Below are 16,100 nucleotides of genomic sequence, written 5' to 3' on the forward strand. Positions count from 1 at the left end.
GATGAGGAGGTAGGCCGGTGCAACCCGAAGCCACCGAAGAAGAACGCGTCAAGAACATGACCCTCGAGGCCTACGCGGACACGATCGTGCCGGGGGAGAAGCGGTCTCCGGAGGACCGGGCGATCGCCGGGGCCGCGCCCGGCCCGGGGTCGGTGGCGGCGGGCGCGCTCGACCTGCTGAACTTCGACGCCACCGGCGTCACGGCCGGGCTGCCCTACCTCGCGCAGTCGCTCAACGACCACGCGAAGTCCTACGCCGGCGAGGTGGACCTCGAGCTCGACTTCGACGTCCCGCCGTTCGTCGCCCTCCCGTACGAGCACCGCCGGGAGCTGGTGCGCCGGCTGACCGCGCCGGGGCACCCGGAGAAGGACGGCTGGGTCAGCCTCGCGCTGTTCTGCAACATGGCCTTCGACAGCGCCGCGCACCTGCACACCGCCGAGGCCATCCGCGACGGCCACCCCGGGCTGCTGGCCCTGGGGTACACCCCGCCGGACGCGGACGGGTTCTGGCGGTTCCCGAAGTACGGCTACGGCCGCAAGCTGGCCGAACTCCACCCGGACACGACGGCATCGGGGAGCCCCGCATGAGCAACGCAGACAAGACCGACGTCGTCATCGTCGGCAGCGGCTTCGGCGGGTCCATCCCCGCCTACCACCTCGCCGCGGGCGGGGCCAAGGTCACCGTGCTGGAGCGCGGGCCGTGGCTGGCCGCGGCCGACTTCGAGCACGACTACCTCCTCGGCTCGTCCTACACCCGCGCGTTCGACTTCGTCGTCGGCGACGGGATGAGCGTGCTGGGCGGCAACTGCGTCGGCGGCGGCAGCGTGGTGTACTTCGCCGCGATGCCGCGCGCGCCCAAGTTCGTCTTCGAGCGGCACGGCAGCATCGGGCGGCGGATGTGGCCGAAGGCGATCTCCCGCGACTCGCTGGAGCCGTGGTACGACCGCGTCGACGAGTCGATCCCGGTGTCCAAACAGGACTGGAGCGACGTCTCCTACGCCGGTGGCCTGTGGGCCGCGGCCTGCAACCACTCGGGGCGCACGGCGAACCCGGCGCCGGTCGCGGTCGACAACGACACCTGCGTCAACTGCAACTTCATGATGGCGGGCTGCAAGTTCGACGCCAAGCGGTCGATGCTGACGAACTACCTGCCCGCGGCGCTGTCGCACGGCGCGGAGATCCGGCCGCTGCACGAGGTCCAGCGGCTCGAGCGCACCGAGGACGGCGGCTACCGCGTCCACTTCGACATCGTGGACGAAGAGGACTACCGGGTGCACACCGGCACCGGCGTGATCGAGGCGAAGATCGTCATCATCGCCGCCGGCGCCGGCGCGACCCCGGTCATCCTGCAGCGCTCGGAGGCCGCGCTGGGCACCATGCCGCACGGCGTCGGCCGGTACTTCTCCGGCAACGGCGAGCGGCTCAACACCGCGATCATCGACGAGGACCGCGTCCGCGAGGTGCTCGGGCTGTCCCGCGAGGACGGCCCGATCTACTCGGCGAACCACATCGGCAAGGGCCCGACCGTGGCGAACTGGGACAAGCTCGACGGCTCGCTGCCGGAGTACGAGCGGTACTCGCTGGAGCAGCTGTACTTCCCGCCGGGCCTGGGCACCATCCTCGCCCAGGTGCCCGGCGGCGAGGAGCCGCGCTGGTTCGGCGCGGAGAAGAAGGAGATCCTCAAGAAGTGGGCGAACTGGCTCACGATCTTCCTGATGACCGAAGACGACAACGAAGGCGTCTTCGGCACGCCGCCGCCGACCGGCAACGCCTACCGGATCTCGCAGCAGATGCTCGGCCGCGGCTCGCTGCGCTACGACCCGACCACGAACACCCGCCGCGGCTGGGCGCTCGCGGACGCCGACTGCAAGGCCATCATCGAGAAGGACGGCATCGGCACGGTGGCGCCGTGGACCAACGACGTCGTGGGCGCCTACACCGTGCACCCGCTGGCGTCGTGCCGGATCGGGGACGACCCGGCGACGTCGGCGCTGTACGCCAACCACGAGCTGCGCAACCACCCGGGCATCTTCGTCACCGACAGCTCGGCCGTGCCGGGCGCGCTCACCGTGAACCCGGCGATGACCATCGCCGCGCTCGCCGAGCGGTCGGTGCCGAGCATCGTCCGGGCCGCGCAGGCCCGCGGCATCGACGTCAAGTACGGCGCCCCGGCCCCCGACGGCTCCATCACGGGCCGCCGCGCGGTCTCCAAGCTGGACCTCGTCGCCGGCAACTGACGGACCCGACGAGCGAATTCGCGTGATCAGCCGGGCAGCACGCGTGACCGGAGGGGCATCACACGTGACTGGAGGGGCATCGAGGGTGATGCCCCTCCAGTCACGTGTGTGTCCCCGCTGGTCACGTGTGATGCCCGTAGATTGGGAGGACGGATGGCGCCGGGGCTGGTGCGGGTCGCGTTGCGGCGGACCCTGAAGGACGTCAAACATGTCGAGGCCACGGCGCCGCGGCGGGCGCGGGGGCTGGTGCGGGCGGTGTACCGGCAGGTCGAGCGGGACTTCGGGATGCTCGCCCCGCCGATGGCGCTGCACTCGCCGTCGCCGCCGGTGCTGGCCGCCGCGTGGCTGGTGCTGCGCGAGTCGCTGGTCGCGGCCGGGGTCTCGAGCCGGGCGGACCGGGAGGTCGTCGCGGCCGCCGTCTCGGCCGCGAACGACTGCCCGTACTGCGTCGAGGTGCACGCGATGGCGCTCGGCTCGCTGGGCGAACCGGCCGCCGCGGCGGCACTGGCGGCGGACCAGCCGGACGCGATCACCGACCCCGGCACCCGCGAACTCGCGGCCTGGGCCCGGGGCGAGGGCCCGCTGCCGCCCGGGGTGACCGGTCCGGCCGCGGCCGAGTTCGCCGCCGTGGCCACCGCCTTCCACTACCTCAACCGGGTGGTGAGCGTCTTCCTCGGCGACTCGCCGCTGCCGGACCAGGTGCCCGCGTCCGCGCGGGGGACGGCGAAGGCCGTGCTCGGGCACTTCCTCCGGCCGGGGGCGCCGCCACCGGCCGGGCAGGCCCTGGAGCTGCTGCCCGCCACCGGCGCCGACGGCCCGGGCTGGGCCGCGCCGGGCAGCACCCTCGCCGACGCGTTCGCCAGGGCCGGCGCGGCGTTCGAGGCGGCGGGCGGCGGCGTGCTCCCGCCGCGCGTGCGCGATCTCGTCCGGCGGGAGCTGAAGGACTGGGACGGCCGTCCGCCGGGACTGGGGCGGTCGTGGGCCGACGGGCCGCTCGCCGAGCTGCCCGCCGCCGAACGGCCGGCCGCCCGGCTGGCCCTGCTCGTGGCGAAGGCGCCCTACCAGGTCGACGACCTCGTGGTCGCCGCCGCCCGCCGCGACCGCGACGACGACCGCGGCCTGATCGAGCTCGTCTCGTGGGCCGCTCACGCCGCGGCCGAGGAGCTGGGTGCCCGCCTTTCCCTGCGCCCACGAGAAGAAGACGGCTCCGGCGGGCGCGGGCGATGATTCGGGGAGGAGCGGATCGACCGGCCGGTCGAACGCAGCACGGACACAGCCCAGACGCGCCCGGATGCTGCCTTCCCGGCCGGGCCGATCCGCTCCCGGCGGCCGCCGCACCGGGGCCCACCCCACCCCCGCCCGGTACGCGGCGGCCGCCGGCCCCGTCCCTGAGTGTCCACGATGGACCGATGATGGAGAGGACAACCGGTGACTGACACGACGGCCGTGATCGCCGACCTGACGACCGAGGCCGAGGGCGTGGACGCGCTCGTCGCCGGTCTTTCCGAGACGGAGTGGGACACCCCGACCCCGGCGCCCGGCTGGACCGTGCGCCACCAGGTCGGGCACCTCGCGTTCATCTTCCGCATCGCGGGTCTCGCCGCGGCGCAGCCCGAGGCCTTCGTCGCCATGACGAAGTCGATCGGCGGTGACCTCGACGCCGCGGTCAACGGTGCTCTCCAGGAGTACCTCGGCGGCCCGGCGGAGGTCCTGCTGAACCGCTGGCGCGCCGAGCGCGACCAGGGCATCAAGGCGCTCGCCGCGGTGCCCGGCACGGAACTGGTGCCGTGGCTGGTCAACCCGCTCCCGCCGTACGTGCTCGCGTGCGCCGGGATGATGGAGGCCTTCGCGCACGGCCAGGACATCGCCGACGCGCTCGGCGTCCGGCCGGTCCGCACCGACCGCCTCGCCCACCTCGTCGGCTTCGCCGTGCGGGTCCGCGACTTCGGGTACCAGGCCCGCGGACTGACCCCGCCCGAGCAGGAGTTCCGGTTCGAGATCACGACGCCGTCGGGCCGGTTGCTGACCTTCGGGCCGGAGGACTCGCCGGAGCGCGTCACCGGCAGTGCCGAGGACTTCTGCCTGCTGGTCACCCGGCGGCGGCACCCGGAAGACCTGGACGTGCGGACCGAAGGCGGCCTGGCCCGGCAATGGCTGGAGCTGGCGCAGGCCTACCGGGGCCCGGCGGGCGAGGGCCGCCGTCCCGGGCAGTTCACGCCCTGACTGTCCCCTGTGGACACGCGGGTGCGCGCGGGGGATTTGTCCCCCCTTGCGCAACCGGCGTCCGGGGCAGGCAGAAAGAAGAAGCTGGGGGCGCGGGAGTCCATGCTTGACGGACGCGCCGGACGGCGGCGGCGAGATCGTGCGCCGTCGCCGAAGGAACGACTCGGCCGGGGGCGAGACCCGCGCCGGACAGCACCGGGAACCGTCGCCCCCGGCGACGGACGGTCTCGAGAGCTATATGGGAGTGCGGTGGCATGAGCGTTGAGCGGATAGCGATCGTCGGGATCGGCCTGCGGTATCCGGACGCCCGTTCGCTGGAAGAGCTCTGGGAGAACGTGCTGGCGGGCCGCCGCGCGTTCCGCCGGCTGCCCGACGAACGGATGAACCGGGCCGACTACTACTCTCCGGATCCGGCCGCGCCGGACCGGTTCTACGCGCAGAAGGCCGCGGTCCTGCGCGACTTCGAATTCGACCGCGTGGCCTACAAGGTCGCGGGCAGCACGTTCCGCGCCACGGACACCACGCACTGGCTGGCACTGGACGTGGCCGCCCAGGCGCTGGCCGACGCCGGGTTCCCCGAGGGCGAAGGGCTGCCGAAGGAGGCGACCGGTGTCGTCATCGGCAACAGCCTCACCGGTGAGTTCTCGCGCGCCAACATCATGCGCCTGCGCTGGCCCTACGTCCGCCGCACGGTGGCCGCCGCGCTGTCCGAGCGCGGCTGGGGCGACGACGAGACGGCGTCCTTCCTGCGGGAGCTCGAGGTCCAGTACAAGGAGCCGTTCCCGGAGATCAACGAGGACACCCTGGCCGGCGGGCTGGCGAACACCATCGCCGGGCGCGTCTGCAACTACTTCGACTTCGCCGGTGGCGGTTACACGGTGGACGGCGCCTGCTCGTCCTCGCTGCTGTCGGTGGTGAACGCCGCGAACGCGCTCGCCCAGGGCGACCTCGACGTCGCCATCGCGGGCGGTGTCGACTTGTCGATCGACCCGTTCGAGGTGATCGGCTTCGCCAAGACCGGGGCGCTCGCGAAGCGCGAGATGAAGGTCTACGACGCCGACTCGAACGGCTTCTGGCCGGGCGAAGGCTCCGGCATGCTCGTGCTGATGCGCGAAAGCGACGCGATCGAGCAGGGCAAGCGCATCTACGCCTCGATCGGCGGCTGGGGCGTGTCCTCGGACGGCAAGGGCGGCATCACCCGGCCGGAGGCGGCCGGGCACCGGCTCGCCATCAAGCGCGCCTACGACCGGGCGGGCTACGGCGTCGAGACCGTGTCCTACTTCGAGGGCCACGGCACCGGCACCGCGCTCGGCGACGCCACGGAGATCGAGGCGCTCTCGACCGCGCGGCACGCGGCCGACCCGCTGGCCGCCCCGGCCGCGCTGTCGACCATCAAGGGCAACATCGGCCACACCAAGGCCGCGGCGGGGGTCGCCGGGTTGATCAAGGCGACCCTCGCCGTGTACCACCAGGTCATCCCGCCGGCCACCGGCCACTTCGACCCGCACGAGAAGCTCACCGGCGACTCCGCCCGGATGTACGTGCCGCTCGAAGCGCAGCTGTGGCCGTCCGACGCCCCGGTCCGCGCGGGTGTCTCCGCGATGGGCTTCGGCGGGATCAACTCGCACGTCACCGTCACCGAGGCGCCCGGCGCCCCGCGCCGGGCCGAGCTGGACGAGAAGACCCGGGCGCTGGTCTCCGGCCGCCAGGACGCCGAACTGCTGCTCCTCGACGCCGACGACGTCGACGGGCTGCGGGCCCGGATCACCGGGCTGCTGGAGGTCGTGCCGAAGCTGTCGATGGCCGAGCTCACCGACTTCGCCGGGCAGCTGGCCGTCGAACTGGCCGGGCGGCCCGTCCGCGCCGCGGTCGTGGCGACCGGCCCGGACGAGGCCGAGCGCAAGCTGACCCGGCTGCTCGAGCTGCTCGGCGACGACGGGACGGTCTTCGCCGCCACCGACGGCATCTTCGCCGGCCACGGCGTCGGCCGCCCGCGCATCGGCTTCCTGTTCCCCGGCCAGGGCTCGGGGCGCGCGACCGACGGTGCCGTGCGGCGCCGGTTCACCGCCGCCGACGACATCTTCCGCGCCGCGGGCCTGCCCGCCGGTGCCGACCACGTCGCCACCGAGGTCGCCCAGCCGCGGATCGTCGCCGGTTCGCTGGCCGCCCTGCGGGTGCTGCACCTGCTCGGCATCGAGGCGCACACGGCGGCCGGGCACAGCCTCGGCGAGCTGACCGCCCTGCACTGGGGCGGGGCCCTGGACGAGCGCGCGGTGCTGGGCCTGGCCAAGATCCGCGGCAAGGTGATGGCCGAGACCACCGCGGGCGAAGGCGGTGGCGCGATGGCGGGCATCGCCGCGTCGCCGAGCCGGACCGAAGAGCTCGGCCTGGGCTCCGACGTCGTCATCGCGGGGTACAACGCGCCCGAGCAGACGGTGATCTCCGGCCCGGCCGCCGCCGTGGACCGGGTGATCGCCCGCGCCCACGCCGAAGGCGTCACCGCGACCCGGCTCAAGGTGTCGCACGCGTTCCACTCGCCGCTGGTCGAACCGGCCGCGGCGGCGATGACCGAGCGGCTCGACGAGATCCCGTTCGCCCGGCTCGAGCGCGCGGTCGTCTCGAGCGTGACCGGTGACGTCCTGCACGCCGCCGAGAACCTGCCGTCGCTGCTGCGCGACCAGATCGTGCTGCCGGTCCGCTTCCGCGAGGCCGCCGCCAAGGTGGCCGAGCGCAGCGACCTGGTGATCGAGGTCGGGCCGGGCCGGGTGCTCTCCGGCCTGTTCGAGGAGATCGCCCCGGGCACGCCGGTGCTGGCGGTGGACACCGACAGCGCCACGCTGAGCGCGGTGCTGCGGGTGGCCGGCGCGGCCTTCGCGGCCGGCGCGCCGCTGACGCCCGCCCCCCTGTTCGAGGGCCGCGTGCTCCGCGCGCTGCCCGAGGACGGCGTCTTCAACTTCCTCGCCAGCCCGTGCGAGGCGGCGCCGGAGATCGACAGCGAGCTGGCCGCGGAACTGGCCGCGGAGAAGGCGGCGTCGGCTTCGGTCGCCGAGGTGCCCGACAGCAACGCCAACACCACGCTCGACCTGCTGCGCAAGCTCGCCTCCGAGCGCGTCGAGCTGCCGCTGGAGACGGTCACCGCGGACACCCACCCGCTCGACGACCTGCACCTGTCCTCCATCACGGTCGGGCAGCTGGTCAACGACGTCACCCGGGCGCTCGGTCGGCCCGCCCTCGAGGGCATGCCGAACTTCGCGACGGTCTGCCTCGGCGATCTCGCCGAGATGATCGACGAGCTCGCGCAGACCGCGAAGCCCGCCGACGCGGGCAGCGGCGAGGTCCCGGGCGCCGGCCCGTGGGTCCGTCCGTTCGCGGTCGAGTACGTCCCGGCCCCGCGGCCGCACGCGGACCTGACGCCGGGCGTGGGCAACTCGCGCTGGGAAGTGTTCTCGACGCCGGGGCACCCGCTGGCCGAGCCGCTGCGCGCGGCACTGGCCCGTGCGGGCGCCGGCGACGGCGTGCTGCTCTGCCTGCCCGCGGACTGCGACGCCGGGCACGCCGGGTTGTTCCTCGACGCCGGCCGCAGCGTCATGGCCGCGCCCAACGGCACGCGCTTCGTCGTCGTGCAGCACGGCCTCGGCGCCTCCGGCCTGGCGAAGACGCTCCGGCTCGAGGACCCGTCGGCCCGCACCACGATCGTCGACCTGGCCGACCCGGCACCGGCCGACCCGGCCGCCATCACCGAGGCGGTCCGGCTCGTCGTCGCCGAAGTCGCCGCGACCACGGACTTCTGCGAGGTCCGCTACGGCGCCGACGGCGGGCGCACGGTGCCGCGGCTGGCCGCGGTCGCCCCCGCACCCACCGGCCCGGTCCCCGAGTCGCTGGAGCCGGGCGACGTCCTGCTCGTCACCGGTGGCGGCAAGGGCATCACCGCGGAGAGCGCGCTGGCACTGGCCAAGGACTCCGGGGCGAAGCTCGCCCTGCTCGGGCGCAGCGACCCCGCCGACGACAGCGAGCTGGCCGACAACCTCGGCCGGATGGCGGCCGCGGGCATCGACTACCGCTACGAGCGCGCCGACGTCACCTCGGCCGCTCAGGTCGCGGACTCGATCTCGCGGATGCAGGCCGAGCTGGGCCCGGTCACGGCGGTGCTGCACGGTGCCGGGCGCAACGAGCCCGCCGCCCTGTTCAGCCTCACCGAGGACGTGTTCCGCAAGACGCTGGCCCCGAAGATCGACGGCCTCAACGCGGTACTGGCCGCGGTCGACAAGAGCAAGCTCAAGCTGCTGGTCACCTTCGGCAGCATCATCGGCCGGGCCGGCCTGCGCGGTGAAGCGCACTACGCCACGGCCAACGACTGGATGACCGAGCTGACCCTGCGCTTCGGCCGCGAATACCCGCAGGCGCGGGCGGTCGCGCTCGAATGGTCGGTCTGGTCCGGCACCGGCATGGGCGAGAAGCTGGGTGTCGTCAGCGCCCTCAAGCGCGACGGCATCACGCCGATCCCGACCGAGGACGGCATCGCCATCCTCAAGCAGGCACTGGCCGACCCGGCGGTGCCGCCGGTGCTGGTCGTCTGCGGGCGCACGGGCGGGCTGGCCACGCTGCCCATCCAGCGCAAGGAACTGCCGCTGACCCGGTTCGTCGACCGCGCGGTCGTGCACTACCCCGGCGTCGAGCTGATCACCGAGGCGGACCTGTCCGCCGGGTCGGACCCGTACCTGGCCGACCACCTGCTCGACGGGCAGCTGCTGTTCCCGGCGGTGCTCGGGATGGAGGCGATGACCCAGGTCGCGGCGGCCACGCTCGACCGGACCGGCGTGCCGGTGCTGTCCGACGTGGAGTTCCTGCGCCCGATCATCGTCTCGCCGGGCGGGTCGACGACGATCCGGCTGGCCGCCGTCGCGGCCGACGCCGACACCGTCGACGTCGTGCTGCGCAGCGACGAGACCGGCTTCAGCGCCGACCACTTCAAGGCGCGGCTGAGCTTCGCGAGGCCCGCGGAGATCGGCCCGGCGGTGCGGCGGGAGGTCGACGTGCCGTCCGTGCCCGTGGAGCCGATCACCGAGCTGTACGGTTCGGTCCTGTTCCAGGGCAAGCGGTTCCAGCGGGTGGTCGGCTACCGCCGGGCGAGCGCGCGGCACGCCGTGGCGGAGATCGCCACCACGGCCGACAACACGTGGTTCGCCCCGTTCCTGCCGCAGGAGCGGCTGCTGGCCGACCCGGGCACGCGGGACGCGATGATGCACGCGATCCAGTGCTGCGTCCCCGACGCCACGCTGCTGCCGCAGGGCATCGAGAAGCTCTACCTGGCCGAACCCGGCGCCCAGCACCCGGAATACGTGCTGCTGGACGCGAAGGAGCGGCTGCAGGACGGCGACAGCTACGTCTACGACCTCGACGTCCGCAACCCCGACGGCACGCTGGTGGAACGCTGGGAAGGCCTGATGCTGCGCGCGGTCCGCAAGACCGACGGGGCCGGGCCGTGGGTGCCCTCCATGCTGGGCTCCTACCTGGAGCGGGCCTGCGAGCGGATGCTCGGCGGCAGCCGGGCGGTCGTGCTGGAGCCCGACCCGGCCGGCGTGGAGGTGGGCGGCATCGCCGAACGCCGCGCCCAGACCGCGCTGGCGGCGAGCCGGGCCTTCGACCGGACGGTGGAGATCCGCTACCGCCCGGACGGCAAGCCGGAGATCGACGGCGGCGAGATCACCGCGTCGCACAGCTCCCGGCTGACCCTGGTCGTGGCCGGCACCGGACAGGTGACCTGCGACGTCGAGACGGTGCTCGAACGCACCGAGGAGGACTGGGCCGGGCTGCTCGGCGAAGACCTGCTCTCGGTCGGACGGCTGCTGGCCGCCGACGCGGGCGAGCCGGTCGAGGTGGCGAACACCCGGGTCTGGAGTGCGCTGGAATGCGTCCGCAAGACGGGCGCGATGACCGAGTCCCTGACCGTGCACCGGGTGGAGCCCGACGGCTGGGCCCTGCTGGCCTGCGGGTCGGCCCGGATCGCGACCTGGGCCACGACCGTCAACGACCGGACCGAGCCGGTGGTCTTCGCGGTGCTGCAGGCAGAGGAGAACTGAGCCATGTCCGACTACTACGAGATCCGCCACACGGTCGGCTTCGAAGAGACCAACCTGGTGGGCAACGTCTACTACGTGAACTACGTGCGCTGGCAGGGCCGGTGCCGGGAGATGTTCCTGAAGGAGAAGGCGCCCGCGGTCCTCGAAGAGGTGCGGCACGACCTCAAGCTCTTCACCCTCAAGGTGGAGTGCGAGTTCTTCGCCGAGATCACCGCGTTCGACGAGCTGTCCATCCGGCTGCGGCTGGAAGAGCTCACCTCGACGCAGGTCCAGTTCGCCTTCGACTACGTGCACCTGCACCCGGACGGCGAGCGGCTGGTCGCCCGCGGCCGGCAGCGGATCGCCTGCATGCGCGGCCCGAACACGGCCACCGTGCCGTCGCGGGTGCCCGAGCAGCTGCGCGAGGCGCTGGCGCCGTACGCCACCTCCGCGGTGAACGGCAAGGGAGCGTGACGTGGGCGACGCCGGGGAAACCACCGAACGGACGGTGCTGAAGCGGCTGCCGACCCCACCGGGCCGGCGGCACCTGTCCACTCAGACCGGCCTGCGCGAAGTGATGGCGCAGTTCGCCACCGGCGTCACCGTGCTCACGGCGGGCGGCGAGGCGGGCCACGGCATGACGGCCAACGCGTTCTCGTCCGTCTCGCTGGAGCCGCCGATGGTGCTGTGCTGCGTGTCACGGGCCGCCCGGATGCACGCCGCCATCGTCAGCGCCGGCTCGTACGCCGTGAACATCCTGGCGGCCGACCAGCAGGACGTGTCCAAGTACTTCGCCGACTGGCGCCGCCCCAACGGGATGGCCCAGTTCGACTCGGTGAACTGGACACCGGGGACGAAGACCGGGGCCCCGCTGCTGGGCGGGGCACTGGCCTGGCTCGAGTGCGAGCTCGCCGCCGTCTACGAGGGCGGTGACCACTCGATCTTCCTGGGCCGGGTGCTGACGTCGAGCCGCGGCACCGGGGACGACGCCCTGGTGTTCTACGGCGGCGGCTACCACGAGGTCGACGGCCGCGCCCGCGCGGCCTGAGACCCTGCGACGAAGGGGACACGATGCTGGTGGCGGTGACCGGGGGCACCGGTTTCCTCGGGGCGCACACCGTGGCGGCGTTGCTGCGCCACGGGCACCGGGTGCGGCTGCTCGTCCGCGACCCCGCGCGGGTCCCGGCCGCGCTCGGCCCGCTCGGCGCCGACCCGGCCGCGGTCGACGTCGTCCACGGCGACGTCGCCGACCCGGCGGGCGCCGCCCGCCTCGTGTCCGGTGTGGACGGTCTGCTGCACGCCGCCGGCGTCTACACCTTCGACCCACGGCGGCGCACCGAACTGCGGCGGGTTAACGAGCGCGGCACCGATGTCGTGCTCGGGGCGGCCCGCCGCGCCCGCGTCGGCCGGATCGTGCACGTGTCCACGGTCGGGGCGCTGTACCCCGCCGCGGCGGGCACGATCGGGCCGGGCACCCCGGTCGGCCGGTCGCGCGAGGCCTACCTGGCCTCGAAGGCGGCCGCCGAGACGATCGCCCGGCGGCACCGCGCCGAGGGGGCGCCGGTGACGATCACGCGGCCGCCGGCGCTGCTCGGCCCGCACGACCCGCACCTGGGCGACCAGAACGCGCGGCTGCGGGACCTGCTGCGTGGCCTGACGCCGATCTGGCCGGCCGGGGGCCTGCCGCTCGGCGACGTCCGGGACAGCGCCGAGCTGCACGCGCGGCTCTTCGACGGCCCGGCCGCGCCCGGCCCGGACTTCTTCGGCCCCGGCGGGTTCGTGACCACCCGCGAGTACCTCGCCACCGTGCGCGCGGTCACCGGCCGCCGGCTCCCGGCGGTGTTCCCGCCGGCCCGCGCCCTGACCGGCGCCGGCCGGGCCGCCGATCTCCTCCAGCGGTGGTGGCCGGCGCCCCTCCCGGTCCAGTACGGCGCGATCCACGTGTGCGCGGTCGCCGTGCCGGTCGAGCCGGGTGCCCCGGACGCCGGGGTGCCCGCCCGGCCGCTCGCGGAGACGGTGGCGGACACCGTGGCCTGGCTGGCCGCGACCGGCAGGCTCACCGCGCGGCGGGCCGGCCGGGCGGCTCGCCCGGCGGAAGCTCGTTCGACAGTTCCCGCAGCCGGGGCCGGCTCCGCCGGCGCCGGCCCGACCGGAAAGGCAGTGGCATGACCGCGCACGAGGAGACCGAAGGCACCGCCCGCCCGTTCCGGCTCGTCCGGGACCCGCTCGCCGCGCCCGCCGCCGCACCCGCCGCCGAGGCGGCCCCGGCGCCCGCCCCGGAGCCGCCGCCGATCGCGCGCCCGATGCCGCGCCTCGGCCGCGGCATCGTGTGGAGCTCGATCGTCGCCGAGATCGAGCAGGACCACCAGGAGCGCCTCGGCCGCCTGCGGGACGCGGCGTGAGCGGTCCGTCCGACGCCGGCGCCCAGCGCACCGACGAGGCCGACGTGGTGCCCCTGTCCGACGGCGACCGCCGCGGGCACGGGCACCACCGCCGGTCGCTGCCCACCGGCGAGGCCCAGGTCATTTCCCTGCACCCGGCCGTCGAGCCCGAGCCGGGCATGCCGTTGCTGCGCAAGCGGCGCGACGAGCTGGCCGCGCACGTGGCCGACGGCAGGCTGGACGCGGTGCGGCGGCAGCACTCCCTCGGCAAGTTCACCGCGCGCGAGCGGCTGGCCCTGCTGCTGGACGAAGACTCCTTCACCGAGATCGAGCCCTACCGGCGCCACCAGGCCCGCGGGCTCGGGCTCGAGGACAACCGCCCGTACACCGACGGCGTCGTCGCCGGCTCCGGCACGATCGACGGGCGCCGCGTGTTCGTCTACGCGCAGGACTTCACCGTCTTCGGCGGGTCGCTCGGCGAGGCGCACGCGGCGAAGATCCAGAAGGTGCTGGACCTGGCCGTGGCCACCGGTTCCCCGGTGATCGCGCTCAACGACAGCGGCGGCGCGCGCATCCAGGAAGGCGTGATGGCGCTCAACGGCTACGGCGGCATCTTCCGCCGCCAGGTCGAGGCGTCCGGGGTCATCCCGCAGATCAGCGTCATCCTCGGCCCGTGTGCCGGCGGCGCGGCGTATTCGCCGGCATTGGCCGACTTCACGTTCATGGTGCGCGACACCGGCTGGATGTTCCTCACCGGGCCGGACGTGGTCGAATCGGTGACCGGGCGGCGGGTGACCGCCGACGAGCTCGGCGGCGCGGACACCCACGGCCGGCACTCCGGCGTGGCCACCGTGGTGCACGACGACGAGGAGAGCTGCCTCGCCGACGTCCGCTACCTCGTGTCGCTGCTGCCGCGCAACTACCTCGAGCCGGCCCCGGCCACGCGCGAGACCGGCGCGACCGCCGACTGGCGGCCGCGGCTGGCCGAGCTCGTGCCCGCCGAGCCGAACCGGCCCTACGACATGCGCGACGTCTTCGCGGAGATCGCCGACGACGGCGAGTTCTTCGCACTGCACGAAGGCTGGGCGCCGAACGTGCTCTGCGCGCTGGCGCGCGTCGACGGCCGGGTCGTCGGCTTCGTCGGCAACCAGCCGTGCGTGCTGGCCGGCGTCCTCGACGGGCCGGCGTCGCAGAAGGCGGCGCGGTTCGTCCGGTTCTGCGACGCCTTCGGCATCCCGCTGGTCACCCTGGTCGACGTGCCGGGCTTCCTGCCCGGCGTGGACGAGGAGCGCGGCGGGATCATCCGGCAGGGCGCGCAGCTGCTGCACGCCTACTGCGAGGCGACCGTGCCGCGGATCCAGGTCATCCTGCGCAAGGCCTACGGCGGCGCGTACATCGTGATGGACTCCCGGTCGATCGGCTGCGACCTGTCGCTGGCCTGGCCGACCAACGAGATCGCCGTCATGGGCGCGGAGGGAGCGGTGAACGTGCTGTTCCGCCGCGACCTGGCCGCGTCGGCCGATCCGGCCGAGCTGCGCGGGAAGCTGGTGCGCGAGTACACCGCGGAGTACCTGAACCCGCAGTACGCGGCCGAGCGCGGGCTGGTCGACGACGTGATCGACCCGGCCGACACCCGGGCCGCGATCGCCCGCGGGCTGGCCATGCTGCAGGACAAGCGCAAGCCCGGCCCGCAGCGCAAGCACGGCAACCACCCGATCTGAGCACCCCTCCGAACCCCAGTACCCGAGGTGTCCGATGGCGGCAACCGAACCGGCCGTGCCCGGCTTCCGGGTGGTCCGCGGCCAGCCGGACGACGTCGAGCTGGCGGCCCTGGTCGCCGCGCTGCTCGTCGCGGCCGCACCCGTCCCCGTCCCGGCCCCCGCGCGCCCGGCCTGGGCGGACCCGGCCTGGCGCCGGGACGCGCCCCTGGTGGCGCGGCCGGGCGCGTGGCGCCTGTCCGGCCTCCCGCGCTGACCGGCCCCTGAGCGTCACTCCGGCCTCCCGCGCCCCGAGGTGGCCTTGGGTGAGGTGAACGCACCCAAGGCCACGTCGGGGCGCCCTTGAGCGGCCGGACGGCCGGCGGCTCAGGCCGCCTCCCCGGCCTCGAAGACGTCGAAGGCGTCGAACTCGTCGCTGTCCCACGGCGGCGCCGGGGACCACCGCCGTGCCGCGACCGCGCGGGCCGAGGGGGGACGGTGCCCGGGGTCATCGTCCCGGGTGAAGATTTCGCCGTTGTCCGGACGCTCGGTCATCACGCACCTCGGGGGTTCTCGGCGGGCGGAAGTCGTGCCTGTCCAGCACACCTCGTCCGGCGCCGTCCCCGCGTCTCGCCTCCTGCGGACCGGCCCGGCTCGATCGGCGTGCCAGCGGCACCTGAGGCGCTCTCGACGCCGGGGGCGCACCATGGTGGGTCACCAGGAGTGAAACGGAGGTACCGCGATGACCGCGCCCCAGACCCGGATCGATCGTGAACCGCCGGTGGGCGGGCAGGCCGTCCCCGGACCCCGCACCGCGCCGGCGGACGCCGGCGGCAGGCTGGTCGCCGAGGCACTGGGGGAGATCCCCGCGCCGGCCCAGCGGGAGTACCTCCGCGACACGATCGTGCTCGGCTACAACTGATCCGCTGCCGGAGCCGCAAGATCCGAGATGCCGGGGCGGCTCCGGCACCGCCACACTGGAAGCTGTTTCGCACCGGTGTCCCCGGCGCCCGGCGGGGCCTCACGGCAGGCCCCGCGAGCGGTCCGGGACCGGCCCCGGCTCGTCGGCGCGCGCTCGGTAGGGAGGCCAGCGGATGGCTATGCGCCTCCAGCTCGTTGCGGGTGTCGAGGTGCTCGAAGAATGGGCGGACTCGGCAACCCAGGCTGAACGGAACGTGCTCTACGAAGCATTGTTCGCAATCGGCGACGGTTCCGTTTTTCTCATTTACGACGTTTTCGGCGATCCCGAGGACATTTCGAATTTCATCATTCTGGTGAAAGCCGACCTGATGGTGAAGATCAGGGTCCAGCGCGCCGAGTCCGCGTTCGAGATCCTCTACGTCGGCACCCTCGACGACGACGCCTCCGCGGCGATCCCCGAGATCGCGGCCGAGGTCGAAGTGGATATCGACGAAGCATGACTCCGCCACGTCGCCCAGCGGGCACTGCTCCGATCGGCCGCGTCGCCGCCGGTCGGTAGGTCCAGCGGCGTGGGCGGTATGGC

The 16,100-nt window shown here is 74.0% G+C and carries 14 protein-coding genes; 13 read left to right on the forward strand and 1 reads right to left on the reverse strand.

The genetic code is table 11. From position 1 onward, the window contains the following. The first annotated feature begins 17 nt into the window (after window positions 1-17). The 11 genes from DV20_RS27950 (at window position 18) to DV20_RS28000 (ending at window position 14,873) form a co-directional block, all read left to right on the forward strand. Window positions 18-587, forward strand: coding sequence for a DUF5987 family protein (locus tag DV20_RS27950; RefSeq protein WP_043785477.1), 570 nt, complete (start codon window positions 18-20; stop codon window positions 585-587). Continuing rightward, window positions 584-2,236, forward strand: coding sequence for a GMC family oxidoreductase N-terminal domain-containing protein (locus tag DV20_RS27955; RefSeq protein WP_043785480.1), 1,653 nt, complete (start codon window positions 584-586; stop codon window positions 2,234-2,236). The genes DV20_RS27950 and DV20_RS27955 overlap by 4 nt, the downstream gene beginning before the upstream one ends. A 153-nt stretch (window positions 2,237-2,389) precedes the next feature. Next, entirely contained in the window at window positions 2,390-3,463 is a 1,074-nt protein-coding gene (locus DV20_RS27960; protein WP_084093710.1) for a carboxymuconolactone decarboxylase family protein, read from the forward strand. Window positions 3,464-3,664: 201 nt separating this feature from the next. Further along, window positions 3,665-4,459, forward strand: a complete 795-nt coding sequence (locus tag DV20_RS27965) for a TIGR03084 family metal-binding protein (RefSeq protein WP_043785483.1) — start codon at window positions 3,665-3,667, stop codon at window positions 4,457-4,459. Window positions 4,460-4,713: 254 nt separating this feature from the next. Continuing rightward, complete coding sequence (locus DV20_RS27970) at window positions 4,714-10,539, forward strand: type I polyketide synthase (protein ID WP_084093711.1); 5,826 nt, start codon at window positions 4,714-4,716, stop codon at window positions 10,537-10,539. 3 nt (window positions 10,540-10,542) lie between these two features. Next, on the forward strand, window positions 10,543-10,992 hold the full coding sequence (locus DV20_RS27975) for an acyl-CoA thioesterase (protein WP_043785486.1): 450 nt from the start codon (window positions 10,543-10,545) through the stop codon (window positions 10,990-10,992). A 1-nt stretch (window position 10,993) separates the two neighbouring features. Then, window positions 10,994-11,566: a flavin reductase family protein gene (locus DV20_RS27980; RefSeq protein WP_043785489.1), complete on the forward strand. Its 573-nt coding sequence runs from the start codon at window positions 10,994-10,996 to the stop codon at window positions 11,564-11,566. A 23-nt stretch (window positions 11,567-11,589) separates the two neighbouring features. After that, complete coding sequence (locus tag DV20_RS27985; RefSeq protein WP_051736151.1) at window positions 11,590-12,687, forward strand: SDR family NAD(P)-dependent oxidoreductase; 1,098 nt, start codon at window positions 11,590-11,592, stop codon at window positions 12,685-12,687. Then, complete coding sequence (locus DV20_RS27990; RefSeq protein WP_043785491.1) at window positions 12,684-12,920, forward strand: DUF6222 family protein; 237 nt, start codon at window positions 12,684-12,686, stop codon at window positions 12,918-12,920. Before DV20_RS27985 ends, DV20_RS27990 begins: the two co-directional genes overlap by 4 nt. A 158-nt stretch (window positions 12,921-13,078) precedes the next feature. After that, complete coding sequence (locus DV20_RS27995) at window positions 13,079-14,620, forward strand: acyl-CoA carboxylase subunit beta (RefSeq protein ID WP_407638357.1); 1,542 nt, start codon at window positions 13,079-13,081, stop codon at window positions 14,618-14,620. Window positions 14,621-14,654: 34 nt separating this feature from the next. Beyond that, window positions 14,655-14,873: an acyl-CoA carboxylase epsilon subunit gene (locus DV20_RS28000; protein WP_043785497.1), complete on the forward strand. Its 219-nt coding sequence runs from the start codon at window positions 14,655-14,657 to the stop codon at window positions 14,871-14,873. Window positions 14,874-14,983: 110 nt separating this feature from the next. Here the strand turns inward: DV20_RS28000 and DV20_RS45630 are convergent, their stop codons facing one another. After that, window positions 14,984-15,151: a hypothetical protein gene (locus tag DV20_RS45630; RefSeq protein WP_160169761.1), complete on the reverse strand. Its 168-nt coding sequence runs from the start codon at window positions 15,149-15,151 to the stop codon at window positions 14,984-14,986. 187 nt (window positions 15,152-15,338) lie between these two features. Here DV20_RS45630 and DV20_RS28005 point away from each other — a divergent pair, with 187 nt between their 5' ends. After that, entirely contained in the window at window positions 15,339-15,518 is a 180-nt protein-coding gene (locus DV20_RS28005) for a hypothetical protein (RefSeq protein ID WP_043785499.1), read from the forward strand. Between the two features lie 172 nt (window positions 15,519-15,690). Next, entirely contained in the window at window positions 15,691-16,017 is a 327-nt protein-coding gene (locus DV20_RS28010; RefSeq protein WP_043785501.1) for a DUF6235 family protein, read from the forward strand. Window positions 16,018-16,100 lie beyond the last annotated feature (83 nt).

The sequence above is a fragment of the Amycolatopsis rifamycinica genome, assembly GCF_000695625.1.
GTDB lineage: Bacteria > Actinomycetota > Actinomycetes > Mycobacteriales > Pseudonocardiaceae > Amycolatopsis > Amycolatopsis rifamycinica.

Bases quoted from the DNA above. Each gene is read 5' to 3' on its own strand.
- DV20_RS27990 (WP_043785491.1), top strand. From the start codon at position 12,684: ATGACCGCGCACGAGGAGACCGAAGGCACCGCCCGCCCGTTCCGGCTC.
- DV20_RS27985 (WP_051736151.1), top strand. From the start codon at position 11,590: ATGCTGGTGGCGGTGACCGGGGGCACCGGTTTCCTCGGGGCGCACACC.
- DV20_RS27970 (WP_084093711.1), top strand. From the start codon at position 4,714: ATGAGCGTTGAGCGGATAGCGATCGTCGGGATCGGCCTGCGGTATCCG.
- DV20_RS28005 (WP_043785499.1), top strand. From the start codon at position 15,339: ATGACCGCGCCCCAGACCCGGATCGATCGTGAACCGCCGGTGGGCGGG.
- DV20_RS45630 (WP_160169761.1), bottom strand. From the start codon at position 15,151: ATGACCGAGCGTCCGGACAACGGCGAAATCTTCACCCGGGACGATGAC.
- DV20_RS27955 (WP_043785480.1), top strand. From the start codon at position 584: ATGAGCAACGCAGACAAGACCGACGTCGTCATCGTCGGCAGCGGCTTC.
- DV20_RS27975 (WP_043785486.1), top strand. From the start codon at position 10,543: ATGTCCGACTACTACGAGATCCGCCACACGGTCGGCTTCGAAGAGACC.
- DV20_RS27995 (WP_407638357.1), top strand. From the start codon at position 13,079: ATGCCGTTGCTGCGCAAGCGGCGCGACGAGCTGGCCGCGCACGTGGCC.
- DV20_RS28010 (WP_043785501.1), top strand. From the start codon at position 15,691: ATGGCTATGCGCCTCCAGCTCGTTGCGGGTGTCGAGGTGCTCGAAGAA.
- DV20_RS28000 (WP_043785497.1), top strand. From the start codon at position 14,655: ATGGCGGCAACCGAACCGGCCGTGCCCGGCTTCCGGGTGGTCCGCGGC.
- DV20_RS27960 (WP_084093710.1), top strand. From the start codon at position 2,390: ATGGCGCCGGGGCTGGTGCGGGTCGCGTTGCGGCGGACCCTGAAGGAC.